This is a genomic window from Actinosynnema sp. NPDC050436, from assembly GCF_040655415.1.
In the GTDB taxonomy this organism is placed as follows: domain Bacteria; phylum Actinomycetota; class Actinomycetes; order Mycobacteriales; family Pseudonocardiaceae; genus Actinosynnema.
This window is the reverse complement of the sequence record NZ_JBFAJV010000013.1, coordinates 191,422-210,309: the sequence shown is the minus strand read 5'-3', so window position 1 is coordinate 210,309 and position 18,888 is coordinate 191,422. Positions and strand designations below refer to the sequence as shown.

Genomic DNA, 18,888 nt, shown 5'->3' with positions numbered 1-18,888 from the left:
GACCGGCCGGGGAAACCACGCGACCGGTCGTCCGGCCGCACGACACCGACGTGACCGCCCCGGCGAGCCACCCCCGCCGGGGGCGGCTCAGACCTCCAGCAGCTCGGCTTCCTTGTGCTTGACCAGCTCGTCGACCTGGACGACGTAACGGTGCGTCACGTTCTCCAGCTCCTTCTCGCCCCGGGCGCCGTCGTCCTCGCCCACCTCGCCGTCCTTGACCAGGCGGTCCAGCTCTTCCTTCGCCTTGCGCCGGATGTTGCGGATGGACACCTTGGCGTCCTCGCCCTTGGACTTGGCGACCTTCACCATCTCGCGGCGGCGCTCCTCCGACAGCTGCGGGATCACCACGCGGATGACCGAGCCGTCGTTGCTGGGGTTGACGCCCAGGTCCGAGTCGCGGATGGCCTTCTCGACCGAGTTCAGCTGGGAGACGTCGTAGGGCTTGACGACCGCCATCCGGGCTTCCGGGATGGCGACGCTCGCCAGCTGGTTCAACGGGGTCGGCGAACCGTAGTACTCGACGACGATGCGGGAGAACATCGAGGGTGTGGCGCGGCCGGTGCGCACCGCCGCCAGGTCCTCCTTCGCCACGGACACCGCTTTTTCCATCTTCTCCTCGGCGTCGAGGAGGGTCTCGTCGATCACGGCTTGACTCCCTTGGTGTGCGAAGTTCTGCTCGAATCCCAGCAGGTCTAGAAAGACGGGCGACCACCGGGGGTGCTCACCAGCGTGCCGATCTTCTCACCGCGCACGGCGCGCGCGATGTTCCCCTCGGTGAGCAGGTTGAACACCATGATCGGCATGTTGTTGTCCATGCACAGGCTGAACGCGGTCGCGTCGGCGACGTTCAGGCCGCGTTCGAGGACTTCGCGGTGCGTGATGTTGTCGAACATCAGCGCGTCCGGGTCGGTCTTGGGGTCGGCGGTGTAGATGCCGTCGACCGCCTTGGCCATCAGCACGACCTCGCAGCCGATCTCCAGCGCCCGCTGCGCGGCCGTGGTGTCGGTGGAGAAGTACGGCATCCCGGCACCGCCGCCGAAGATCACCACGCGGCCCTTCTCCAGGTGGCGCATGGCCCGGCGGGGGATGTAGGACTCGGCGACCTGGCCCATCGTGATGGCGGTCTGCACGCGCGTCTCGATGCCGTGCTCGCGCTCCAGGAAGTCCTGCAGCGCGAGGCAGTTCATGACGGTGCCGAGCATCCCCATGTAGTCGGCGCGGCTGCGGTCCATGCCGCGCTGCTGGAGCTCGGCGCCCCGGAAGAAGTTGCCGCCACCGATCACGACGGCGACCTGGACACCTGTTCGGACGACCGCGGCGATCTGGCGGGAGACGTTCTGGACGACGTCGGGATCGACGCCCACACCGCCACCGCCGAACATCTCACCGCCGAGTTTGAGCATGACCCGGTGGTACCCGTGGCCTGGCTCGGCGTCTACCTCTGCGCTCAACAGGTCCTCCTCTGGACACGGCAAGGGCGGGGTTGCATCCTTGCGCAACCCCGCCCTCACGCGAATCAGGCCTCGCCGACCTCGAACCGGGCGAACCGGGTCACGGTGACCCCGGCCTCGTCCAGCACAGCCTTGACGTTCTTCTTGGACTCCGTCACGGAAGCCTGCTCCAGCAGGACGACGTCCTTGAAGAAGCCGTTCACCCGGCCCTCGACGATCTTGGGCAGGGCCGCCTCGGGCTTGCCCTCCTCGCGCGAGGTCTCCTCGGCGATGCGGCGCTCGTTGGCGACCACGTCGGCCGGCACCTCGTCGCGGGTGAGGTAGCGCGGGCGCATCGCGGCGACCTGCATCGCGGCACCGCGCGCGGCGTCCTCGTTGTCGCCGGTGTACTCGACCACGACGCCCACGGCGGGCGGCAGGTCGGCGGCACGCCGGTGCAGGTAGGTGGTGACGGTGCCGTCGAACACGGCGACCTTCGCCAGCTCCAGCTTCTCGCCGATCTTGGCCGAGAACTCCTGGACCACGGCGTCGACGGTCTGGCCGTCGAGGTCGGTGGCCTTGAGCGCGTCGACGTCCGCCGGGCGGGTGGCCTTGGCGACCGCGACGATCCGCGACGCGAGCGCCTGGAAGTCGGAGTTCTTGGCGACGAAGTCGGTCTCGCAGCGCAGCTCGATCATCACGCCGTCCTCGGCGGAGACCAGACCGTTGGAGGTGGTGCGCGCGGCGCGCTTGTCGACGTCCTTCGCACCCTTGATGCGCAGGATCTCGACCGCCTTGTCGAAGTCGCCGTCAGCCTCTTCCAGCGCCTTCTTGCAGTCCATCATGCCTGCGGCGGTCAGCTCGCGCAGGCGCTTCACGTCAGCGGCGGTGTAGTTCGCCATCGTGCGGTTGTCCGTTCCTTCTGCGGGGTACGCGCGGGGGTGTAGCGGTCACCGGAGCACGCCGCGCCCGTGGGTGAGCACGGGCGCGGCGTGCCGACGGATCAGGACTGGGCGGTCTCGGAGGTGCCCTCGGCGGGAGCGGCGGCGGCAGCCGGCTTCTCCGTCGCCTCGGCACCCACCAGCAGCTCCTGCTCCCACTCGGCCAGCGGCTCGTCCGTCGCCACGCCCGGCTCGGGCTTGTCGGCACCGTCGGCCGCGTTCGTCCGCGCACCGGAGCGCTGCATCAGACCGGCGGCAGCCGCCTCGGCGACGACCTTGGTCAGCAGCGCGGCGGACCGGATCGCGTCGTCGTTGCCCGGGATCGGGTAGTCGACCTCGTCCGGGTCGCAGTTGGTGTCGAGGATCGCGACGATCGGGATGTTCAGCTTGCGCGCCTCGCCGACCGCGATGTGCTCCTTCTTGGTGTCCACGATCCACACGGCGCTGGGCACCTTGGACATGTCGCGGATACCGCCGAGCGTGCGCTCCAGCTTGTCCTTCTCGCGGTTCATCATCAGGATTTCCTTCTTGGTGAAACCCTGGAAACCGCCGGTCTGCTCCATCGACTCCAGCTCCTTGAGCCGCTGGAGGCGCTTGTGCACCGTCGAGAAGTTGGTGAGCATGCCGCCCAGCCAGCGCTGGTTGACGAACGGCATGCCGACGCGGAGGGCCTCGTTGGCGATGGCCTCCTGCGCCTGCTTCTTGGTGCCGATGAACAGGATCGACCCGCCGTGCGCGACCGTTTCCTTGACGAACTCGTAGGCCCGGTCGATGTAGGTCAGCGTCTGCTGCAGGTCGATGATGTAGATGCCGTTGCGCTCGGTGAAGATGTAGCGCTTCATCTTCGGGTTCCAGCGACGGGTCTGGTGCCCGAAGTGCACGCCGCTGTCGAGCAGCTGCTTCATGGTGACGACGGCCATGGCCGGGTTCGCACCTCTTCGTTCGGGCGTGTCGGCGTTGCGCCGGCACGCGCTCCGGTTGGTCGCGGCGGACCGGGTGGACCGCCGCCCTGGTGCCCTTGCCGCCGCCCGAACCGGAGTTGACCTCAGGACCGCCGGACGCCGTGACTCGACCACGAGAGGTGGATCAAGTCAGCATTGGCACGCGAAGTCGCCCCGCACTCACACGGGCCGCGAGACGAGTGTACGCCGCCGCGCCACGGGTACCGAACCCACCCCTGACCTGTCCACAGGCGGCTGAACCATCCACAGTTCACACCCCGCCGCTGGTGCCCCGAGCCCATCGAGGGCACGGTGGACCCATGCCCTCCTCCGCCCGAAAACCGCTGGTCCGGCTGCTGGGAACGCCGGCGATCCCAGCCGCCGCCCTCGCCTTGGCCCTGGCCGCAGGCACCACACTTCCGGCAGCGGCGACCGCGGTCCCGGCTGCGGCTGCGGCGGTGGGGGCCGGCACGGCGGTGGTTCCGGCGGCGGGGGTTGCGGCGGCCGGGGTTGCGGCGGTCGGGGTTGCGGCGGTCGCTTCGGCGGCTGGGGCTGTGGCGGAGGTTCCGGCGGCGGAGGCCGGCACAGCGTCTGCGTCGGGGGTGATCTCTGCGGTGATCTCCGGGGTGACCTCTGGGGTGACCTCGCCGTCTCGCACCCCGCCCCGGGCGTTCCGCCGGCACGCCTGGCCGCTGGCGCCTCCGCACCCGGTGTTGCGCGCGTTCGAGCGCCCGCCGACCCCGTACCTCGCCGGCCACCGGGGCGTGGACCTGGGAGCCGCGCCGGACGCGGTGGTCCTCGCCTCGGCCGACGGCACGGTGCACTTCGCCGGGACGGTCGGCCGCCGCCAGGTGGTCTCCCTCGCCCACGCGGGCAACCTGCGCACCACGTACGAACCGGTGACACCCCTGGTCAGCCGTGGCCAGCGGGTCACGCGCGGCACACCGGTCGGCACCCTGGACCCGGGTCACGAGGGTTGCCGCACGACGTGCCTGCACTGGGCGGCCCTGCGCCCGACGCCGCACCGCCACTACCTGGACCCGCTGAGCCTCCTGGCCCGCACCCGGGTCCGCCTGCTGCCCACGGACCCCCACGGGGGCTCACCCACCGCACACCACGCGCCGCGAGATCTTCCGCACCGCACGGGCCTGCGGCGGAAGACGCCCGCAGCGAGGGCACCGCCGGCACGACTCCGGGTTCCGGTCAGGCGTTCGGTGGTCGGCGCGAGGCCGGCGGTGGTCGGCTCAAGGCCGGTCGTGGTCGGTGTCAGGCTTCGAGCTGTTCGTTGAGCTTGGTGCGCAGGCGCAGAACCGCGCGGGTGTGCAGCTGGCAGACCCGCGACTCGGTGACACCGAGGACCTTGCCGATCTCGGCGAGCGTCAGGTTCTCGAAGTAGTACAGCGTGACGACCACCCGGTCGCGTTCGGCGAGCTGCGCGATGGCATCCGCGAGCTGGCGGCGGCTGTCGTGGTCGACCAGGGTCGCGATCGGGTCCTCGGCACCCTCGTCCGGCAGCGACTCGGCCAGCGACGCGCCCGCACCACCCGCGCTGCGGCCGGCGGCGATCAGCTCGTCGAGGGCCACCACGCTGGTCAGTTGGAGCTGCGCGTACAGCTCGCGCAGCTCGGCCAACCCGATCTTCAGCTCGGCCGCGAGTTCGCGGTCGGTGGGCGTGCGCTGGAGCCGGGCACCGAGCCTCTCCAACGCCCGCTCGACGTCGCGCGCCCGGCTCCGGACGGACCTCGGCACCCAGTCCTGCGAGCGGAGGTCGTCCAGGATCGCGCCACGGATGCGCTGCATCGCGTAGGTCTCGAACTTCAGCCCGCGTTCAGGTTCGAACTTCTCGATCGCGTCGACCAGCCCGAAGATGCCCGACTGGATCAGGTCGGCCACGTCTACGTGCGCGGGCAAACCGGTCCCGACCCGGCCCGCGACGTACTTGACCAGCGGCGCGTAGTGCAGCACCAGGCGATCGCGCAGAGCACGCTCGTGCGACTGCCCGTAGGTGTGCCAGAGCGCGATGATCCCGGCTTCCACGTCATCGGCGGTCCGCGACTCGGACGCCGGGTGCGCGGGCCGACCGGCCGCCGACGCGGTCAAGTCGGGCCCGGCCGCCGACAGCCCGGCAGCAGGTGCGGAAGTCGGCGCGTCGGCGGCGAGGGCGAGCACGGAGGCGGGGCTGTGGACACCGGGAGCCGGCTCGGGAGCGTCGAGAGCAGGCGACCCAGCGACGGCCTCGGCCCCGTCGGCGCCAGCGCCGGCCGCGACGCCGGTCCCGACCTCGGCTTCGGCCCCCGTTCCAGCACCGACTCCAGCGGAAGGCACGGGCGCGGGGGCGTGAGCGGTGTGGGCGGGTTCCGGGGTCGGTCCGTCGGTGACGGGGGCGGAGGCGTGCGCGTCGGCGGTGGGCGGGGCGGGTGGTGCGGTGTGGCCGTTGGTGCGCGGGGCCTCGCCGGCGGCGGGTCCTGGGTGCGGGTCCTCGCCGTCGACGTGGTGACCGTTCGTCCCGGTCGGGGTGTGCGCACCCGAGGGCTGCGCGTCCGACGAGGTCCCGACGCGCGCGGCGGGAGGAGAGGTCACGGTTGCGGTCCGCGAACCTCCCCCTGCGGCATCAGGAGCGGGGGTGGGTTCGGTCATGGATCGCCTTCAGCCGTTCGACGGTGACGTGTGTGTAGAGCTGAGTGGTTGCGAGCGTAGCGTGACCGAGAAGCTCTTGGACGGTACGCAGGTCCGCTCCCCCTTCCAACAGGTGCGTGGCCGCGGTGTGCCGCAGGCCGTGCGGCCCGGTGTCGGCTGTCCCGGGCACCGCACCCACTACATCGTGAACAACCCTCCTGGCGGTACGCGGGTCCAGCCTGCCACCTCGCGCACCGAGGAACAGGGCCTGCCGTGAACGGTCGCTGACCAGCGCCGATCGGCCGTGTTCCACCCAGCGCCGTACGGCCCGTTCGGCCGGTACGCCGAATGGCACGGTGCGTTCGCGCCCACCCTTGCCCAGAACCCGGATCACCCTTTGGGAGTAGTCGACGTCGCCGAGGTCGAGACCGCACAGCTCGGCGACCCGAACACCTGTCGCGTACAGCAACTCCACCACGGCTTGGTCACGCAGCGCAACCGGGTCGCCGTGTTCGGCGGAGACTTCCGCCGCCGACATGACGGCCTCGGCCTGGTCCGCCCGCAGCACTGCGGGCAGGGTCCGGTGCGGGCGGGGCGCTACCAGGCGCGGCCCCGGGTCGTCGGCGAGCAGGCCCGTCCGCGCGGCCCACGCGGTGAACGCGCGGGCGGCGGCCGTGCGGCGGGCGAGGGTGGTTCGGCTCGCGCCCGACCCGTGCTGGGCCGCCAGCCACGAGCGCAGCCCGGCGAGGTCGACCGCTTCCACGGTGGCGTCGCCGGGGATGCCGCTTGCGAGGTGGACGAGCAGCGAGACGGTGTCGGCGAGGTAGGCGCGGACGGTGTGCGGCGAGAGCGAGCGCTCCAGCGCCAGGTGGCGTTCGTAGCGGTCCAGGGCCCCTGCGACGTCGGCGGGCAGTTCCCGGCGCAGTCCGACGAGGTCGACACGGCGAGTCCGAGCGTGCGGCGGCGGGGACATAGCCCCTGACGCTGCGCCTCGGAGCGCTCTTGGTCAAGTATCGCCACGCGAGATCCCCTCATGAGAGCGCTTCCACCCGGCGTCGACCCGGATCGCCAGATCGACCAGCTCCAGCTCCGGCAGCAGCGCCCGGACCCTCGGCAGCTCGACCCCGGACTCGATCGACACCGCTTCGGCGCTGGTCGCGGAGTCCAGCGGCAGCGCCTCGAACACCCGCAGCGCCTCGCCCTGTGGAAGACCGACTTCGGTGTTCCGCGTGGCCTCCACCAGGTCCACCCCGAGCCGCCCGGTCGATTCGAGGACCTCGGCCACGCTGCTCACCGCCAGCGCCTCACCCGACCGCAGCAGGTCGTGGCAGCCCGACGAGCTGCCGGAGGTGATCGGCCCCGGCACCGCCATCAGCACCCGCCCGAGCGCCGAGGTGGACGCGGCGGTGTTCTTCGCACCGCTGCGCCGGCCCGCCTCCACCACCACCGTCCCCTCGCCGAACGCGGCGATCAGCCGGTTCCTGGTGAGGAAGCGGTGCCGCGCGGGTTGGAGGCCGGGCGGGTACTCGGAGACCACCAGACCGTGGTGCGGGATGCGCTCGATCAGGCCCTGGTGCCCGCGCGGGTAGGCGACGTCGACCCCGCACGCGAGCACGGCGATCGTCGGCCCGCCCGCCGCCAGCGCACCCCGGTGCGCCGCGCCGTCGATGCCGTAGGCGGCACCGGACACCACCGTCACGCCGGACGCGGCCAACCCGTGCCCGAACTCGCCCGCGACGTGCTGGCCGTACCCGGTGGACGCCCGGCTGCCGACCACCGCGACCGCCCGCTCGGTCAGCGCGGACAGCCCGGCCGCGCCGCGCACCCAGAGCGCCAGCGGGGCCAACCCGCAACGCAGGCCCTGCGCGGCGGCCAGGTCGAGCGCGGTGAACGGCCACGCGGGCCACTCCTCGTCCTCCGGCACCACCAGCCGCCCGCCCAGCTCGGCCACCGCCGCCAGGTCGGCTTCGGCCCGGTCATCGGCCCGGCGGGCGGAGACCTGGCTCTCGACGGCGCTCGGCACCTGCCCCCGCCGCACCAACGCCGCCGCCCGCACCGGCCCCACGGCGGCGACGAACGCGGCCAACGCCCCGGCCGGCGGCTCGGCGACGCGCGAGAGGTACGCGCGGGCCAGCCGGACGTCGTCAATCACGGCACACCACCGACGGGGACAGGCCGCAGGCCGTGCGCCACGGGCGGTCGTCCGCGAGCGGCCGGGCGGACCGGGCCGACCGGTCCCCGGGGACCGGGTCTGCTTCGGGGGACGAGCGCTCCGCCCGGCGCGGGCGGTACCCCTGCCGTGGGCAGCGGCGGGCACCTCCGCACTGGTCGGTCCAACGGCCACACCTCGACCGGAGGTGCAGCAGCCAGGCATTGGTGATCACTTCGCACAGCCACGCCCTGCCTCGGCGGAACGGAGCCGCGAGCACGGCGGCGAGGACAGCGGTGACCGGGACGGACAGAGGGGCACCGATGACGGGGTTGTCGGTGACGGGGCTGTCGGTCACGGGAGTGTCGGTGGTGGCGGGGGTTGCGCGGGGTGGGGGTTCCGGGGACCGGTCGGGCGGGAGTGATCCGGCCACCTCCCGCCACGGCGGATCGGCTGCCCGGGTGCTCGCGGGCGGTTCGGTCGGTGGGGTCGCCTCGGATTCCGGCGTGCTGGGGGTGGGCGGGGGCGTGATCATGGCGATCACGTCGAGGCCCACGACGCCGAGAGCGGCGGCGTCGTGGTTCGGGGTGTCGGGGTTCGGGCCGTCGGGGGTGGTGGTGTGCGGCGTGGTGGGCTGGTTCGTGGTCATGGGGTGCCTTCTTCGTTGTCGGTCGAGCGGAATCGGAGGGTTTTGCCGAGCCAGCCGAGGGTCCAGCGCTTCGCGCTTCCGCGGGTGGCCAGGCGGCGGAGGGTGGGTCTTCGCCTTCGACCGGCCGGGGACGGGGGCGGGGGTTCCGGTGGTGTGACGAACGGGAACCTCCGTGGTGCCAGGCGGGAGACCCGGGGTGGTGGGGTCACGGCCTTCTCCTCTCGCGGAACTCCAGGGCCGCCGCCACGTGGTCGGCCGTGGGTTCGTCGGTCTCGGCCAGGTCCGCCAGCGTCCAGGCCACGCGCAGGCAGCGGTCCGCGCCCCGGCCGGTGAGCGCGCCCAGGGCCAGGGCCCGGTCCAGTAGCGCGGTGGAGCTGCCGGGCAGGCGGAACTCCCTGCGCAGCGCCGTGCCCGGGACCTCGGCGTTGGTCCGCCACCCGTGCGGGGACCAGCGGGTCGTGGCGCGGGCCCGCGCCCGGTGCACCCGCTCCCGGACCACGGCGGTCGGCTCCGGCGTGCCCACCTCGGGGCCGAGCATCACCGTCAACGGGCGCATGGTCACCCTCAGGTCGACGCGGTCCAGCAGGGGACCCGAGAGCTTGCTGCGGTACCGGCGCTTGGCTGCCGGCGGGCAGATGCAGTCCAGGTCCTTGGGCGGCGCGCACGGGCACGGGTTGGCCGCCAGCACCAACTGGAAGGCGGCCGGGTACCGGGCCACGCCGTCCCGGCGGGCGATGCGGACCTCGCCGTCCTCCAGGCACGTCCGCAGCGCGTCCAGGCTGCGCGCGCCGAACTCGCACGCCTCGTCGATGAACAGCACGCCCCGGTGCGCCCGGCTCACCGCACCCGGCTTGGCCAGGCCCGATCCACCGCCCACCAGCGCCGCCGTCGACGTCGACGGGTGCAGCGAGACGAACGGCGGCGTCGCCACCAGCGGCGCCTCCGGGGTGAGCAGTCCCGCGATCGAGTGAATCGCGGTGACGCCGATCGCCTCGTCGGCGGACAGCGGCGGGAGGAGGCTGACCAGGCGCTCGGCCAGCATCGTCTTGCCGGTGCCCGGCGGGCCGGTCAGCAGGACGTGGTGCCCGCCGGCCGCCGCCACCTCCAGCGCCCAGCGCGCCTCCGGCTGGCCGACCACGTCGGCCAGGTCCTTGCCGGGCGGGGCGGGCGGCGGCTGCGCGGGGGTGGCCGGCGGGGTCAGGGACCCGTCCGACCCGTTCAGCCAGTCGATCACGTCGGCCAGCGTCCCGGTGCCGCGCACCTCCAGGCCGGCGACCAGGGCCGCCTCCGGCAGGGACGCGGTCGGCACGACCGCCCTGGTCAACCCGGCACGCCGGGCGGCCAGCAGGGCGGGCAGCACGCCGCGCACGGTGCGGACGCGGCCGTCGAGCGCCAGCTCGCCCAGCAGCACGGTGCCGTGCAGCCGGTCACCCGGGACGGCCCCGGACGCCGCCAGCACCACGCACGCCAGCGCCAGGTCGTAGCCCGAGCCGCCCTTCGGCAGGGTCGCCGGGGACAGGCCCAGCGTCACCCGTTGGGTGGGCCAGGCGTGGGCGCTGTTGCGGACGGCGGCCTTCACCCGGTCCTTGGACTCGTGCAGGGCCGCGTCCGGCAGCCCGAGCAGCTGGGTGCGGACCGAGCCCGCGCCCACGTCCGCCTCGATCTCCACCGGCACGCCGTCCACGCCGAACAGCGCGACGCACCAGGCGCTCGCCAGGGCCATCTCAGGCACCCCGCACGTGGTGCAGCCGGATGGGCCCCGACCTCGGCCACAGGATGCCGACCAGGTCGCAGCGGACGGCCAGGCCGCGCAGGCCGTGCACCTCGCGCCAGCGCAGGCCCAGGCTCCGGACCCGGTCGAGCTTGGCCGGGGTGACGGCCTCCAGCGGACCGTCCCGGCCGGTGCCCGACCGGCACTTCACCTCGCACACCACCAGCCGCTCCCGGTCGGTGGCCACGATGTCGAGCTCGCCCTCGGGGCACCGCCAGTTGCGGGCGAGCAGGTCCAGGCGCTCCTCCTGGCGCAGGTAGCGGCACGCCACCTGCTCGCCCAGGCGGCCCAGCTCCCGGGTGTCCGGCATGGTGTTGCTCCGTTCGGATCAGTCGATGTCCTGGTCGACTGTGCCGAAGCGGATCTTGCGGTGCCAGTACGGACCCGCGATCTGTGGATGGAGTCCCGGGGCTGTGGACAAGTGCCCAGCCGGCCGCCGGCAACCACACCTACCTGCGATAACGGCCCGAAAAGCCGATTAGGGGCCCATCCTGGTGGATGAGCCCCCGGCGACTTCTGGCGATCAGGAGTTGAACGGGCCGTCCTCGGGGAGCCGCAGGTCGGGTTTGTCCAGCTCTTCGACGTTCACGTCCTTGAACGTGATGACCCGGACGTTCTTCACGAACCGGGCGGGCCGGTACATGTCCCAGACCCACGCGTCGGACATCCGCACCTCGAAGTAGACCTCGCCGTCCGCGTTGCGGACCTGCACGTCCACCGAGTTGGCCAGGTAGAACCGCCGCTCGGTCTCCACGACGAACGAGAACTGGCTGACGATGTCGCGGTACTCCTTGTACAGCGACAACTCCATCTCGGTCTCGTACTTCTCGAGATCCTCTGCACTCATTACGCCTCCGCGCGGGTGCTCATCGAATCCGCGCTCCTCCTCGTCACGAGCCTGCCACCGCTGGTCCGCGGCGAGGTTCCATTCTGGACCACGGTGGCGGAAAGCACGTCACGCGCCACTCGGTGCGGCGCGGTCAACCCGTGCCGGGCCGCCGCCGACGCCACGTTCGCATACGACCAGCGGTGCTCCGCGCTCGGCCCGTGCTCCAGCAGGGCGGCGGTGTGCTCGGCGGTGCAGTAGCCCTTGTGCACGTCGAAACCGTAGGCCGGCAGGTCGCCGTGCATCCCGGTCATGATCCGGTCCCGGGTGACCTTGGCCAGCACGGACGCGGCGGCCACGCACGCCGCCACCCGGTCGCCCTTGACCACCGGCATGTTCGGCGCGGTCAGCCCCGGCACCGGGAACCCGTCGGTCAGCACGTAGCCGGGGTGCGCGGTCAACTGGGCGACCGCCCGCCGCATTCCCTCGATATTCGCCACGTGTACCCCGATCAGGTCAACTTCCCACGCCGGGACCACGATCACCGCGTAGTCCACCGCGCGCTTGACCACCACGTCGAACATCCGGTCTCGCGCGGCGGCGGTGAGCAGCTTGGAATCGGTCAGGCCCTCGAACTTGGCGGCGTCACCCGGCTTGAGCACGCAGGACGCCACGACCAGCGGACCCGCGCAGGCACCGCGCCCGGCCTCGTCCACCCCGGCGACCGGGCCGAGGCCGCGCCGGTCGAGCGCGGCCTGGAACGCCCAGATGCCCGCGGTCTGCCGGACCTGCGCACGGGGCGGCTTGCGGATCACCACCCGACCCTATCCCAGCCGCGAGCGCCGGAGCCGGGCCCTCAACCGCCGGCCGACCAGCAGCACGGGCCACGCCGCCACCAGACCCACGCCGGCCGGCACGGCGTCCTGCCACACGGGGGCACCCAGCGCCACGACCTGCGGGTTCTGCGCGGACACGCCACCCCAGCGCCCCGGCGGCAGCACGATCAGCCGCGCCTTGCCGACCACCTTGTCGACCGGCACCAGCCCGCCGAGCCGCTTGTCGCCCTGGCAGCGCGAGTCGCACGAGTCGTTGCGGTTGTCGCCCATCACGAACAGGTAGCCGTCCGGGATCTTCAGCTCGTCGTAGGAGTCCTGGAAGGTGCCGCGCCCCGGTTCCCAGTACACGTACGGCTCGTCCAGCGGCTTGCCGTCGACCAGGAACCGGTTCTTCTCGTCGCAGCACTTCACGGTCTGGCCGCCGACCGCGATGATCCGCTTGACGAAGTCCTCCTTGCTCGCCGTCGGTATCCCGACCAGCGAGCCCAGGCCCTGGAAGAACCCGACCACCGGGTTCGCCGGCTCGGCCGGCGCGAAGTCGTTGTTGATCCAGGTGTCGGGGCCGTGGAAGACGATCACGTCGCCCGGCTCCGGGTCGGTGAAGTCGTAGGTGAGCTTGTCGACCAGCACCCGGTCGCCGAAGCACGGCGAGGTGCAGCCGTGCAGCGTCTGCTCCATCGACTCGGACGGGATCATGTAGACCCGCGCCAGGAACGTCTGGATCAGGAACGCCAGGCCCACCGCGACCACCAGCAGGATCGGCAGCTCGCGCCAGAACGAGCCCTTCCGCTTCTTCTTCCGCGAGCGGCTCCGGAACTCCTCGATCTTCTCCTCGTCGGAGGAGGAGTGCTCGGGTTCCTCGTCGGACGAACCCCGGGAAGGTGCGACGTCTACCACGCTGTCAGCGTACCGATCCGCTCTGTGAAGCCCTGGTCAGCCTGCCCCGGAGCCGCCGCCCCAGGAAGAGCACCGGCCACGCGGCGGCCAGGCCGACGCCCGCCGGGATGCCGGACTGCCACGCCGGGGCGCCCAGCGCCACCGCCTGCGGGTCGTGGTCGCCGATGCCGCTCCACCGCGACGGCGGCAGCACGATGGCCCGCGCCTTGCCGATCACGTCCGACTCGGGCACCGCGCCGGACGGCCCGCCGTCGCCCTGGTAGCGCGAGTCGGTGGAGTTCATCCGGTTGTCGCCCATCACCCACAGGGTGCCGTCGGGCACCTTGACCGGCTCGAACGGGCGGTTGTCGGCCGGGCTGGTGCCGGGCTGCCAGTAGACGTACGGCTCGTCGAGCGGCTTGCCGTCGACCTTGACCCGGTGCTGCTCGTCGCAGCACTCGACGGTCTGGCCGCCCACCGCGATCACGCGCTTGACGAAGTCGCGCTCGTCCGGCGGCGCGAGGCCGATCAGCGACAGGCCGGACTGGAAGACCCGCACCACCGGGTTGTCCGAGCGGGTCGACTGGAAGTCGTTCGCGGTCCACGCGGGCGGCCCCCGGAAGACGACGACGTCCCCCGGCTCGATGTCGGTGAAGTCGTAGACCAGCTTGTCCACGAGCACCCGGTCGCCGAAGCAGGGGGACGTGCAGCCGTGCAGCGTCTGCTCCATCGACGCCGACGGGATCACGTACACGCGCGCGATGAACGTCTGGATCAGGACGGTGAGCACGAGCGCCGTGCCGAGCAGCACGAGGAGCTCGCGCCAGAGCGGCGCCTTCTTCTTTTTCTTGCCCTTACCGGCCGATGCCGAGTCCGGAGTGGACTCGGCATCGGGTTCCCGACCGTGTTCGTCGGCGGAGCTGTGCGCGGGTTCTGCCACGTGGGGCAGGCTACTGGTCGGGCGTGAACCCGGCGTCAGGAGGCCGGCTTGGCGTCCCGCTTCTCCTTGATCTTGGCGGCCTTGCCGCGCAGGTCGCGCAGGTAGTAGAGCTTCGCGCGGCGCACGTCGCCACGGGTGGCGACCTCGATCTCGGCGATGTTCGGGGAGTGCACCGGGAAGGTGCGCTCGACGCCGACGCCGAACGAGACCTTGCGGACGGTGAAGGTCTCGCGGATCCCGCCGTTCTGGCGGCGGATCACGACGCCCTGGAACACCTGGACCCGCTCGCGGGAGCCCTCGATGACGCGGACGTGGACCTTCAGCGTGTCGCCCGGCCGGAAGCTCGGGATGTCGGAGCGCAGCGACTGGGCGTCAAGAGCGTCCAGGGTGTTCATCGGTGGTCCGTCCTCGTCCTCACGTGTAATGCGTACTCCCCCGGGGCGCGTTCTTGCCAAGGTCGCTCGTGGCCTTGCCAAGGTTTCACACATCCGCGTGGGGGCGGGCTTTGCGGCGCACCCCGGCTGACCGGGTGCAGCAACCTGTCCAGTGTGCCAGATGGGGCGGGTCGCGGCGAAATCGGGGTTACCGCAGCTCGTCCAGCAGCTTCCGGTCGTGCTTGTCCAGCGCGCCCTCGGGCAGGGCGTCGATCAGCTCGGGCCGGCGCTCCCACGTGCGGCGCAGCGACTCGTCGCGCCGCCAGCGGTCGATCGCCCGGTGGTTGCCCGAGCGCAGCACGTCCGGCACGGCCAGCTCGCGCCACACCTCGGGTCGGGTGTAGGAGGGGCCCTCCAGCAGGCCGTCGGAGAACGAGTCCTGCGCGGCCGACGCCGGGTTGCCCAGCACGCCGGGCAGCAGCCGGACCACGGCCTCGACCACGACCAGCACCGCGACCTCGCCGCCGACCAGCACGTAGTCGCCGATGGAGACCTCGTCCACGCGCATCCGCCGGGACGCGTCGTCCACCACCCGCTGGTCGATGCCCTCGTACCGGCCGCACGCGAACACCAGCCGGGGTTCGGCGGCGTACTCGTGGGCCAACTCCTGGGTGAACGGCCGCCCGGCCGGCGTGGGCACGACCAGCCTCGGCGGCGGGTCGCCCGCGCACACCTCGTCCAGCGCCGCGCCCCACACCTGCGGCTTCATCACCATGCCGGGACCACCGCCGTAAGGGCTGTCGTCCACGGCCTTGTGCACGTCGTGCGTCCAGTTCCGCAGGTCGTGCACGCCGATGCTGATCAGGCCCTTGTCGACGGCCTTCCCGAGCAGCGCGGCGCGCAGCGGCTCCAGGTACTCCGGGAAGATCGTGACGACGTCAATCCGCATCGAGCAGGCCCTCGGGCGGGTCGAGCACCACGCGCCCACCGCGCACGTCGACGGTGGGCACGATCTGGCGCACGAACGGCACCAGCAGCTCACCGCCGCCCGCGCGGTCGACCACCAGCAGCTCGCCGCCCGGACCGTGCACGACCTCGCGCACCCGGCCGACCTCGCTGCCGTCGAGCAGCTCGGCCCGCAGCCCTTCCAGCTCGTGGTCGTAGAACTCGTCCGGGTCACCGGTCGGCGGCAGGTCGTCCGTGCTGGCGAACAGCAGCGTCCCGCGAAGCGTCTCGGCGACGTCCCTGGTCAGGACCTCCTCGAAACGCACCAGCAGCCGCCCGGAGTGGTTCCGGGCGGCTGCGACGGTGAGGGTGCGGGACGTGCCGTCGCGCAGCTTGGCGACCAGCGCCGAGGCGCGCGCGAACCGCAGTTCGGGCGAATCGGTGCGCACGTCCACGGCGAGTTCGCCGGTGATCCCGTGCGCCTTGGCCACACGGCCGACGACGACGTCCATGCGCGTGCTCAGCGGTCGGTGTCGACCACGTCGACGCGCACGCCACGCCCGCCGATCCCGGCCATCACGGTGCGCAGGGCCGTCGCGGTGCGACCGCTGCGCCCGATCACCTTGCCGAGGTCGTCCGGGTGGACGTGGACCTCCAGCGTGCGACCGCGCCGGGTCGTGACGAGGTTCACCCGGACGTCGTCCGGGTGGTCGACGATGCCCCGAACGAGGTGTTCGAGTGCGTCGGCCAGCAGGCTCACGCCTCGTCCTTGGGTGCCTCGGCCTCGTCGGCCTTCTTGGCGGACTTCTTCTTCGGCGTGGTGGCCTCGGTCGTCGGCGCGTCGCCGGCGGCGGCGAGCGCGGCGGCGAACAGGTCCGCCTTGCTCGGCTTCGGCTCCTTGACCTTCAGCGTGCCCTCGGTGCCCGGCAGGCCCTTGAACTTCTGCCAGTCACCGGTGATCTCCAGGATCCGCTGCACGGACTCGGTCGGCTGCGCGCCGACGCCCAGCCAGTACTGCGCCCGGTCGGAGTCCACCGCGATGAACGACGGCTCCTCCTTCGGGTGGTACTTGCCGATCGTCTCGATGGCCTTGCCGTTGCGGCGGGTGCGCGCGTCGGCGACGACGATGCGGTAGTACGGCTGACGGATCTTGCCAAGCCGCTGAAGCTTGATCTTGACGGCCACGGGTGTGGGTACTCCTCAGGCTCTCGTTTGCTCAGGTGCGGGCACTCCTCGCCCGCGTGGGGCACGAGCGGGAAGGCCCAAAGGTCTGGGCGCCATGGCACGGTGAGAGGGACCGACCGCGGCGAACAACAGGCCATTCTGCCAGACAGCTCTACCCGACCACGAATCGGCCCACGGCAACGCCCGCCTCGGTCAGCGCTTCCCGCACCGCTCGGGCGTGCTCTACGGCACCCGGAGTGTCCCCGTGCAGGCAGATGGAGTCCACCTCGGTGGCGAGGGTCTCACCCGAAATGGCGACCAGTTCACCGCGTTGAGCGAGCCTGAGCACCTGGTCGAGCACCGCCCGCGTGTCGGTGAGCACGGCACCGGGCTGCGAACGCGGCACCAACGTCCCCTCCGGCGTGTAAGCGCGGTCGGCGAACGCCTCACGCACCGGACGCAGCCCCGCGCGTGACGCGTGGTGCAGCAGGCGTGAACTAGGCAGCCCCAGCACGGGCAGGTCACCGAACGCCTTCACACCGCTGATCACGGCTTCGGCCTGCCTGTCGTGGTGCACGGTCGCGTTGTACAGCGCGCCGTGCGGCTTCACGTAGGACACCTTCGTGCCCGCAGCGCGCGCACACGCCTCAAGAGCGCCGATCTGGTAGAGCACTTCGTCGGCGAGTTCGGTCGGGTCGGCGTCGATGAACCGGCGGCCGAAGCCCGCGAGGTCCCGGTACGACACCTGCGCGCCCACCGCCACGCCGCGCTCAGCGGCCCGCGCGCACACCCGGCGCATGGTCGACGGGTCGCCCGCGTGGAAGCCGCACGCGACGTTCGCGCTGGTCACCACGTCCAGCAGGGCGTCGTCGTCACCCAACCGCCAGATCCCGAAACCCTCGCCGAGGTCGCTGTTGAGGTCCGTCATCCCGGCATCGCCCCCAACGAGACCAGCAGCAGCGTGAGACCGGGCAGGAAGTTGTTCACCACGTGCGCCACCACGCTGGCGGTGAGCCGGCGGGTGATCAGCCGGGCGATGCCGATCGGCAGCGCGACCACGATGAGCAGCGACGTGCGCAGCGGCTCCAGGTGGCTGGCCGCGAAGATCAGCGTGGTCAGCACGAACGCCGCCCACTGGCTCCAGCCCTGGCGCTCGATCGCGCCCCACAGCAGGCCCCGGTAGATCAGCTCCTCGCAGATCGGGCCGAGGAAGCACACGTAGAGGAACATGGCGACGGCCGCGCCCAGCGGCAGCGCCGCGCCGTCCACCAGCTCGCCGATCGCCGAGGTGGCGTTGTCGCTGCCGACGATCCGGGACCAGATGAGCGCGGCCAGGTAGGTCAGCACCATGCCGAGCAGGCCGAGCTTCAGCCCGATCTTGACGTCGGCCCAGTTCCACGACAGCCGCAGGTCGACCAGCGGCCCGTTGCCGCGCAGCCGGGTGATCACCACGGCCACGGCGGCGGCCAGCACGGTGGGCACCATCGAGCCGATCAGGATGAACGCGACCGAGCCGAACAGGTCGGTGCCGTTCGTGGACGCGACCGCCGTGATGAACACGGCCGACAGGATGAACACCGCTTCGACCAGCAGGAACGCGCCAAAACCCCAGCGCTGCCCGGCCCGTTCGGGCGAGGGCTCGCGGCCGACCGCGCGGACTCCGGCGATGAGACCTGTCGGGGGATCATCCGGTGGGTTCACAGCAAACACCCTAATCAGGAGGCGCCTACGTACAGGTAGACGGCGGGGAGCAGGTTGTTGGCGGCATGGGCGACGACGCTCGCCGAGACGCGCCCGGTGATCATGCGGGCCGCGCCGATGGCGAGCCCCTGGGCGAACAGGCTGATCGTCCGCCACGACTCCTCGTGCAGGAACGCGAAGATCAGCGCCGTGAGGCCGAGGATGGCGATCTTCGGGACCTTGTAGTGCTCCAACGCGTTCCACAGCGCACCACGGGTGAGCAGTTCCTCGGTCAGCGGTGCGCCGATGAACACGAACAGCGCGGCCAGCGCCAGCCACACGGACCGGCCGCCGGACAACGACTCGATCTGGTCCAACGACGAGCCGGTGTCGCGGTAGATGCGCAGCAGCAGCACACCGAGCACCCACGCGGCCAGCAGCGACGCGCCGCCGCACAGCAGGCCGACCTTCACGTCGTGCGCGCGCGGCACGATCCCGAAGTCACGGGCGGGGCCGTCGCCGCGCCACCAGGAGAAGACCACGGGCCCGAGTCCCAGCAGGACGTTGGGCAGGAACAGCAGCAGGAGCAGCGGCCCGAGCACGGGCGGGTCGGTGATGTCGACCTCGGCGAACCGGTCGGCCGTGACCGCCGTGAAGACCAGCGTGGACAGGTGGTACCCGGCCAAGCCCACGAAGAAGGCGAGGAAGCCCCACTGCGCCCGCCCGATGTCCCGCTGTTCCTCCACTCGT

Annotated in this window: 23 protein-coding genes; 1 reads left to right on the top strand and 22 read right to left on the bottom strand. The window is 71.9% G+C overall.

What is annotated here, in order from left to right; genetic code table 11:
* Positions 1–87: 87 nt before the first annotated feature.
* From frr to rpsB, 4 genes are all read right to left on the bottom strand, one after another.
* On the bottom strand, positions 88–645 hold the full coding sequence (gene frr, locus AB0I60_RS28575) for a ribosome recycling factor (protein ID WP_360734989.1): 558 nt from the start codon (positions 643–645) through the stop codon (positions 88–90).
* Positions 646–692: 47 nt separating this feature from the next.
* Positions 693–1,403 (bottom strand): UMP kinase, encoded by a 711-nt coding sequence (pyrH, locus tag AB0I60_RS28570; RefSeq protein ID WP_360735039.1) that lies wholly within the window; start codon positions 1,401–1,403, stop codon positions 693–695.
* Between the two features lie 113 nt (positions 1,404–1,516).
* Positions 1,517–2,332 (bottom strand): translation elongation factor Ts, encoded by an 816-nt coding sequence (tsf, locus tag AB0I60_RS28565; RefSeq protein ID WP_360734987.1) that lies wholly within the window; start codon positions 2,330–2,332, stop codon positions 1,517–1,519.
* Between the two features lie 101 nt (positions 2,333–2,433).
* Positions 2,434–3,291 (bottom strand): 30S ribosomal protein S2, encoded by an 858-nt coding sequence (gene rpsB, locus AB0I60_RS28560; protein ID WP_360734985.1) that lies wholly within the window; start codon positions 3,289–3,291, stop codon positions 2,434–2,436.
* A 659-nt stretch (positions 3,292–3,950) separates the two neighbouring features.
* On the opposite strand from rpsB, the gene AB0I60_RS28555 reads away from it, so the two are divergent.
* Positions 3,951–4,601 (top strand): M23 family metallopeptidase, encoded by a 651-nt coding sequence (locus AB0I60_RS28555; RefSeq protein WP_360734983.1) that lies wholly within the window; start codon positions 3,951–3,953, stop codon positions 4,599–4,601.
* Here AB0I60_RS28555 and AB0I60_RS28550 read toward each other — a convergent pair.
* The 18 genes from AB0I60_RS28550 to AB0I60_RS28465 all read right to left on the bottom strand — a co-directional run bounded on the left by AB0I60_RS28550 (position 4,579) and on the right by AB0I60_RS28465 (position 18,884).
* On the bottom strand, positions 4,579–5,412 hold the full coding sequence (locus tag AB0I60_RS28550; RefSeq protein WP_360735037.1) for a FliA/WhiG family RNA polymerase sigma factor: 834 nt from the start codon (positions 5,410–5,412) through the stop codon (positions 4,579–4,581). The genes AB0I60_RS28555 and AB0I60_RS28550 overlap by 23 nt on opposite strands.
* 511 nt (positions 5,413–5,923) lie before the next feature.
* Positions 5,924–6,901, bottom strand: coding sequence for a tyrosine recombinase XerC (locus AB0I60_RS28545; protein ID WP_360734981.1), 978 nt, complete (start codon positions 6,899–6,901; stop codon positions 5,924–5,926).
* A gap of 33 nt (positions 6,902–6,934) precedes the next feature.
* Positions 6,935–8,080, bottom strand: a complete 1,146-nt coding sequence (gene dprA, locus AB0I60_RS28540) for a DNA-processing protein DprA (protein WP_360734979.1) — start codon at positions 8,078–8,080, stop codon at positions 6,935–6,937.
* Entirely contained in the window at positions 8,073–8,726 is a 654-nt protein-coding gene (locus tag AB0I60_RS28535; protein ID WP_360734977.1) for a hypothetical protein, read from the bottom strand. The genes dprA and AB0I60_RS28535 overlap by 8 nt, the downstream gene beginning before the upstream one ends.
* 205 nt (positions 8,727–8,931) lie before the next feature.
* Positions 8,932–10,449: a YifB family Mg chelatase-like AAA ATPase gene (locus AB0I60_RS28530; protein WP_360734975.1), complete on the bottom strand. Its 1,518-nt coding sequence runs from the start codon at positions 10,447–10,449 to the stop codon at positions 8,932–8,934.
* Position 10,450: 1 nt separating this feature from the next.
* On the bottom strand, positions 10,451–10,807 hold the full coding sequence (locus AB0I60_RS28525; RefSeq protein WP_360734973.1) for a YraN family protein: 357 nt from the start codon (positions 10,805–10,807) through the stop codon (positions 10,451–10,453).
* Between the two features lie 213 nt (positions 10,808–11,020).
* Positions 11,021–11,344, bottom strand: coding sequence for a DUF2469 domain-containing protein (locus AB0I60_RS28520; RefSeq protein ID WP_015104440.1), 324 nt, complete (start codon positions 11,342–11,344; stop codon positions 11,021–11,023).
* Positions 11,344–12,135 carry a ribonuclease HII gene (locus AB0I60_RS28515; protein ID WP_360735035.1) on the bottom strand — a complete coding sequence of 264 codons (792 nt, stop codon included), beginning with the start codon at positions 12,133–12,135 and terminating at the stop codon, positions 11,344–11,346. Before AB0I60_RS28515 ends, AB0I60_RS28520 begins: the two co-directional genes overlap by 1 nt.
* A 12-nt stretch (positions 12,136–12,147) precedes the next feature.
* Positions 12,148–13,056 (bottom strand): signal peptidase I, encoded by a 909-nt coding sequence (gene lepB, locus AB0I60_RS28510; RefSeq protein WP_360734971.1) that lies wholly within the window; start codon positions 13,054–13,056, stop codon positions 12,148–12,150.
* 4 nt (positions 13,057–13,060) lie between these two features.
* Entirely contained in the window at positions 13,061–13,975 is a 915-nt protein-coding gene (lepB, locus tag AB0I60_RS28505; protein ID WP_360734969.1) for a signal peptidase I, read from the bottom strand.
* Positions 13,976–14,010: 35 nt separating this feature from the next.
* Positions 14,011–14,370 carry a 50S ribosomal protein L19 gene (rplS, locus tag AB0I60_RS28500; protein ID WP_360734967.1) on the bottom strand — a complete coding sequence of 120 codons (360 nt, stop codon included), beginning with the start codon at positions 14,368–14,370 and terminating at the stop codon, positions 14,011–14,013.
* Positions 14,371–14,557: 187 nt separating this feature from the next.
* Entirely contained in the window at positions 14,558–15,298 is a 741-nt protein-coding gene (gene trmD, locus AB0I60_RS28495; RefSeq protein WP_360734964.1) for a tRNA (guanosine(37)-N1)-methyltransferase TrmD, read from the bottom strand.
* On the bottom strand, positions 15,288–15,806 hold the full coding sequence (rimM, locus tag AB0I60_RS28490) for a ribosome maturation factor RimM (protein ID WP_360734962.1): 519 nt from the start codon (positions 15,804–15,806) through the stop codon (positions 15,288–15,290). Before rimM ends, trmD begins: the two co-directional genes overlap by 11 nt.
* 8 nt (positions 15,807–15,814) lie before the next feature.
* A complete protein-coding gene (locus AB0I60_RS28485; RefSeq protein WP_015104447.1) occupies positions 15,815–16,054 on the bottom strand; it encodes an RNA-binding protein in 240 nt (79 codons plus the stop codon).
* Complete coding sequence (rpsP, locus tag AB0I60_RS28480; protein WP_360734960.1) at positions 16,051–16,479, bottom strand: 30S ribosomal protein S16; 429 nt, start codon at positions 16,477–16,479, stop codon at positions 16,051–16,053. The genes AB0I60_RS28485 and rpsP overlap by 4 nt, the downstream gene beginning before the upstream one ends.
* 151 nt (positions 16,480–16,630) lie before the next feature.
* Positions 16,631–17,386: a 5-oxoprolinase subunit PxpA gene (locus AB0I60_RS28475; RefSeq protein WP_360734958.1), complete on the bottom strand. Its 756-nt coding sequence runs from the start codon at positions 17,384–17,386 to the stop codon at positions 16,631–16,633.
* Positions 17,383–18,159, bottom strand: coding sequence for a type II CAAX endopeptidase family protein (locus AB0I60_RS28470; RefSeq protein ID WP_360734956.1), 777 nt, complete (start codon positions 18,157–18,159; stop codon positions 17,383–17,385). The genes AB0I60_RS28475 and AB0I60_RS28470 overlap by 4 nt, the downstream gene beginning before the upstream one ends.
* 14 nt (positions 18,160–18,173) lie before the next feature.
* Positions 18,174–18,884, bottom strand: a complete 711-nt coding sequence (locus AB0I60_RS28465) for a CPBP family intramembrane glutamic endopeptidase (protein WP_360734954.1) — start codon at positions 18,882–18,884, stop codon at positions 18,174–18,176.
* Positions 18,885–18,888 lie beyond the last annotated feature (4 nt).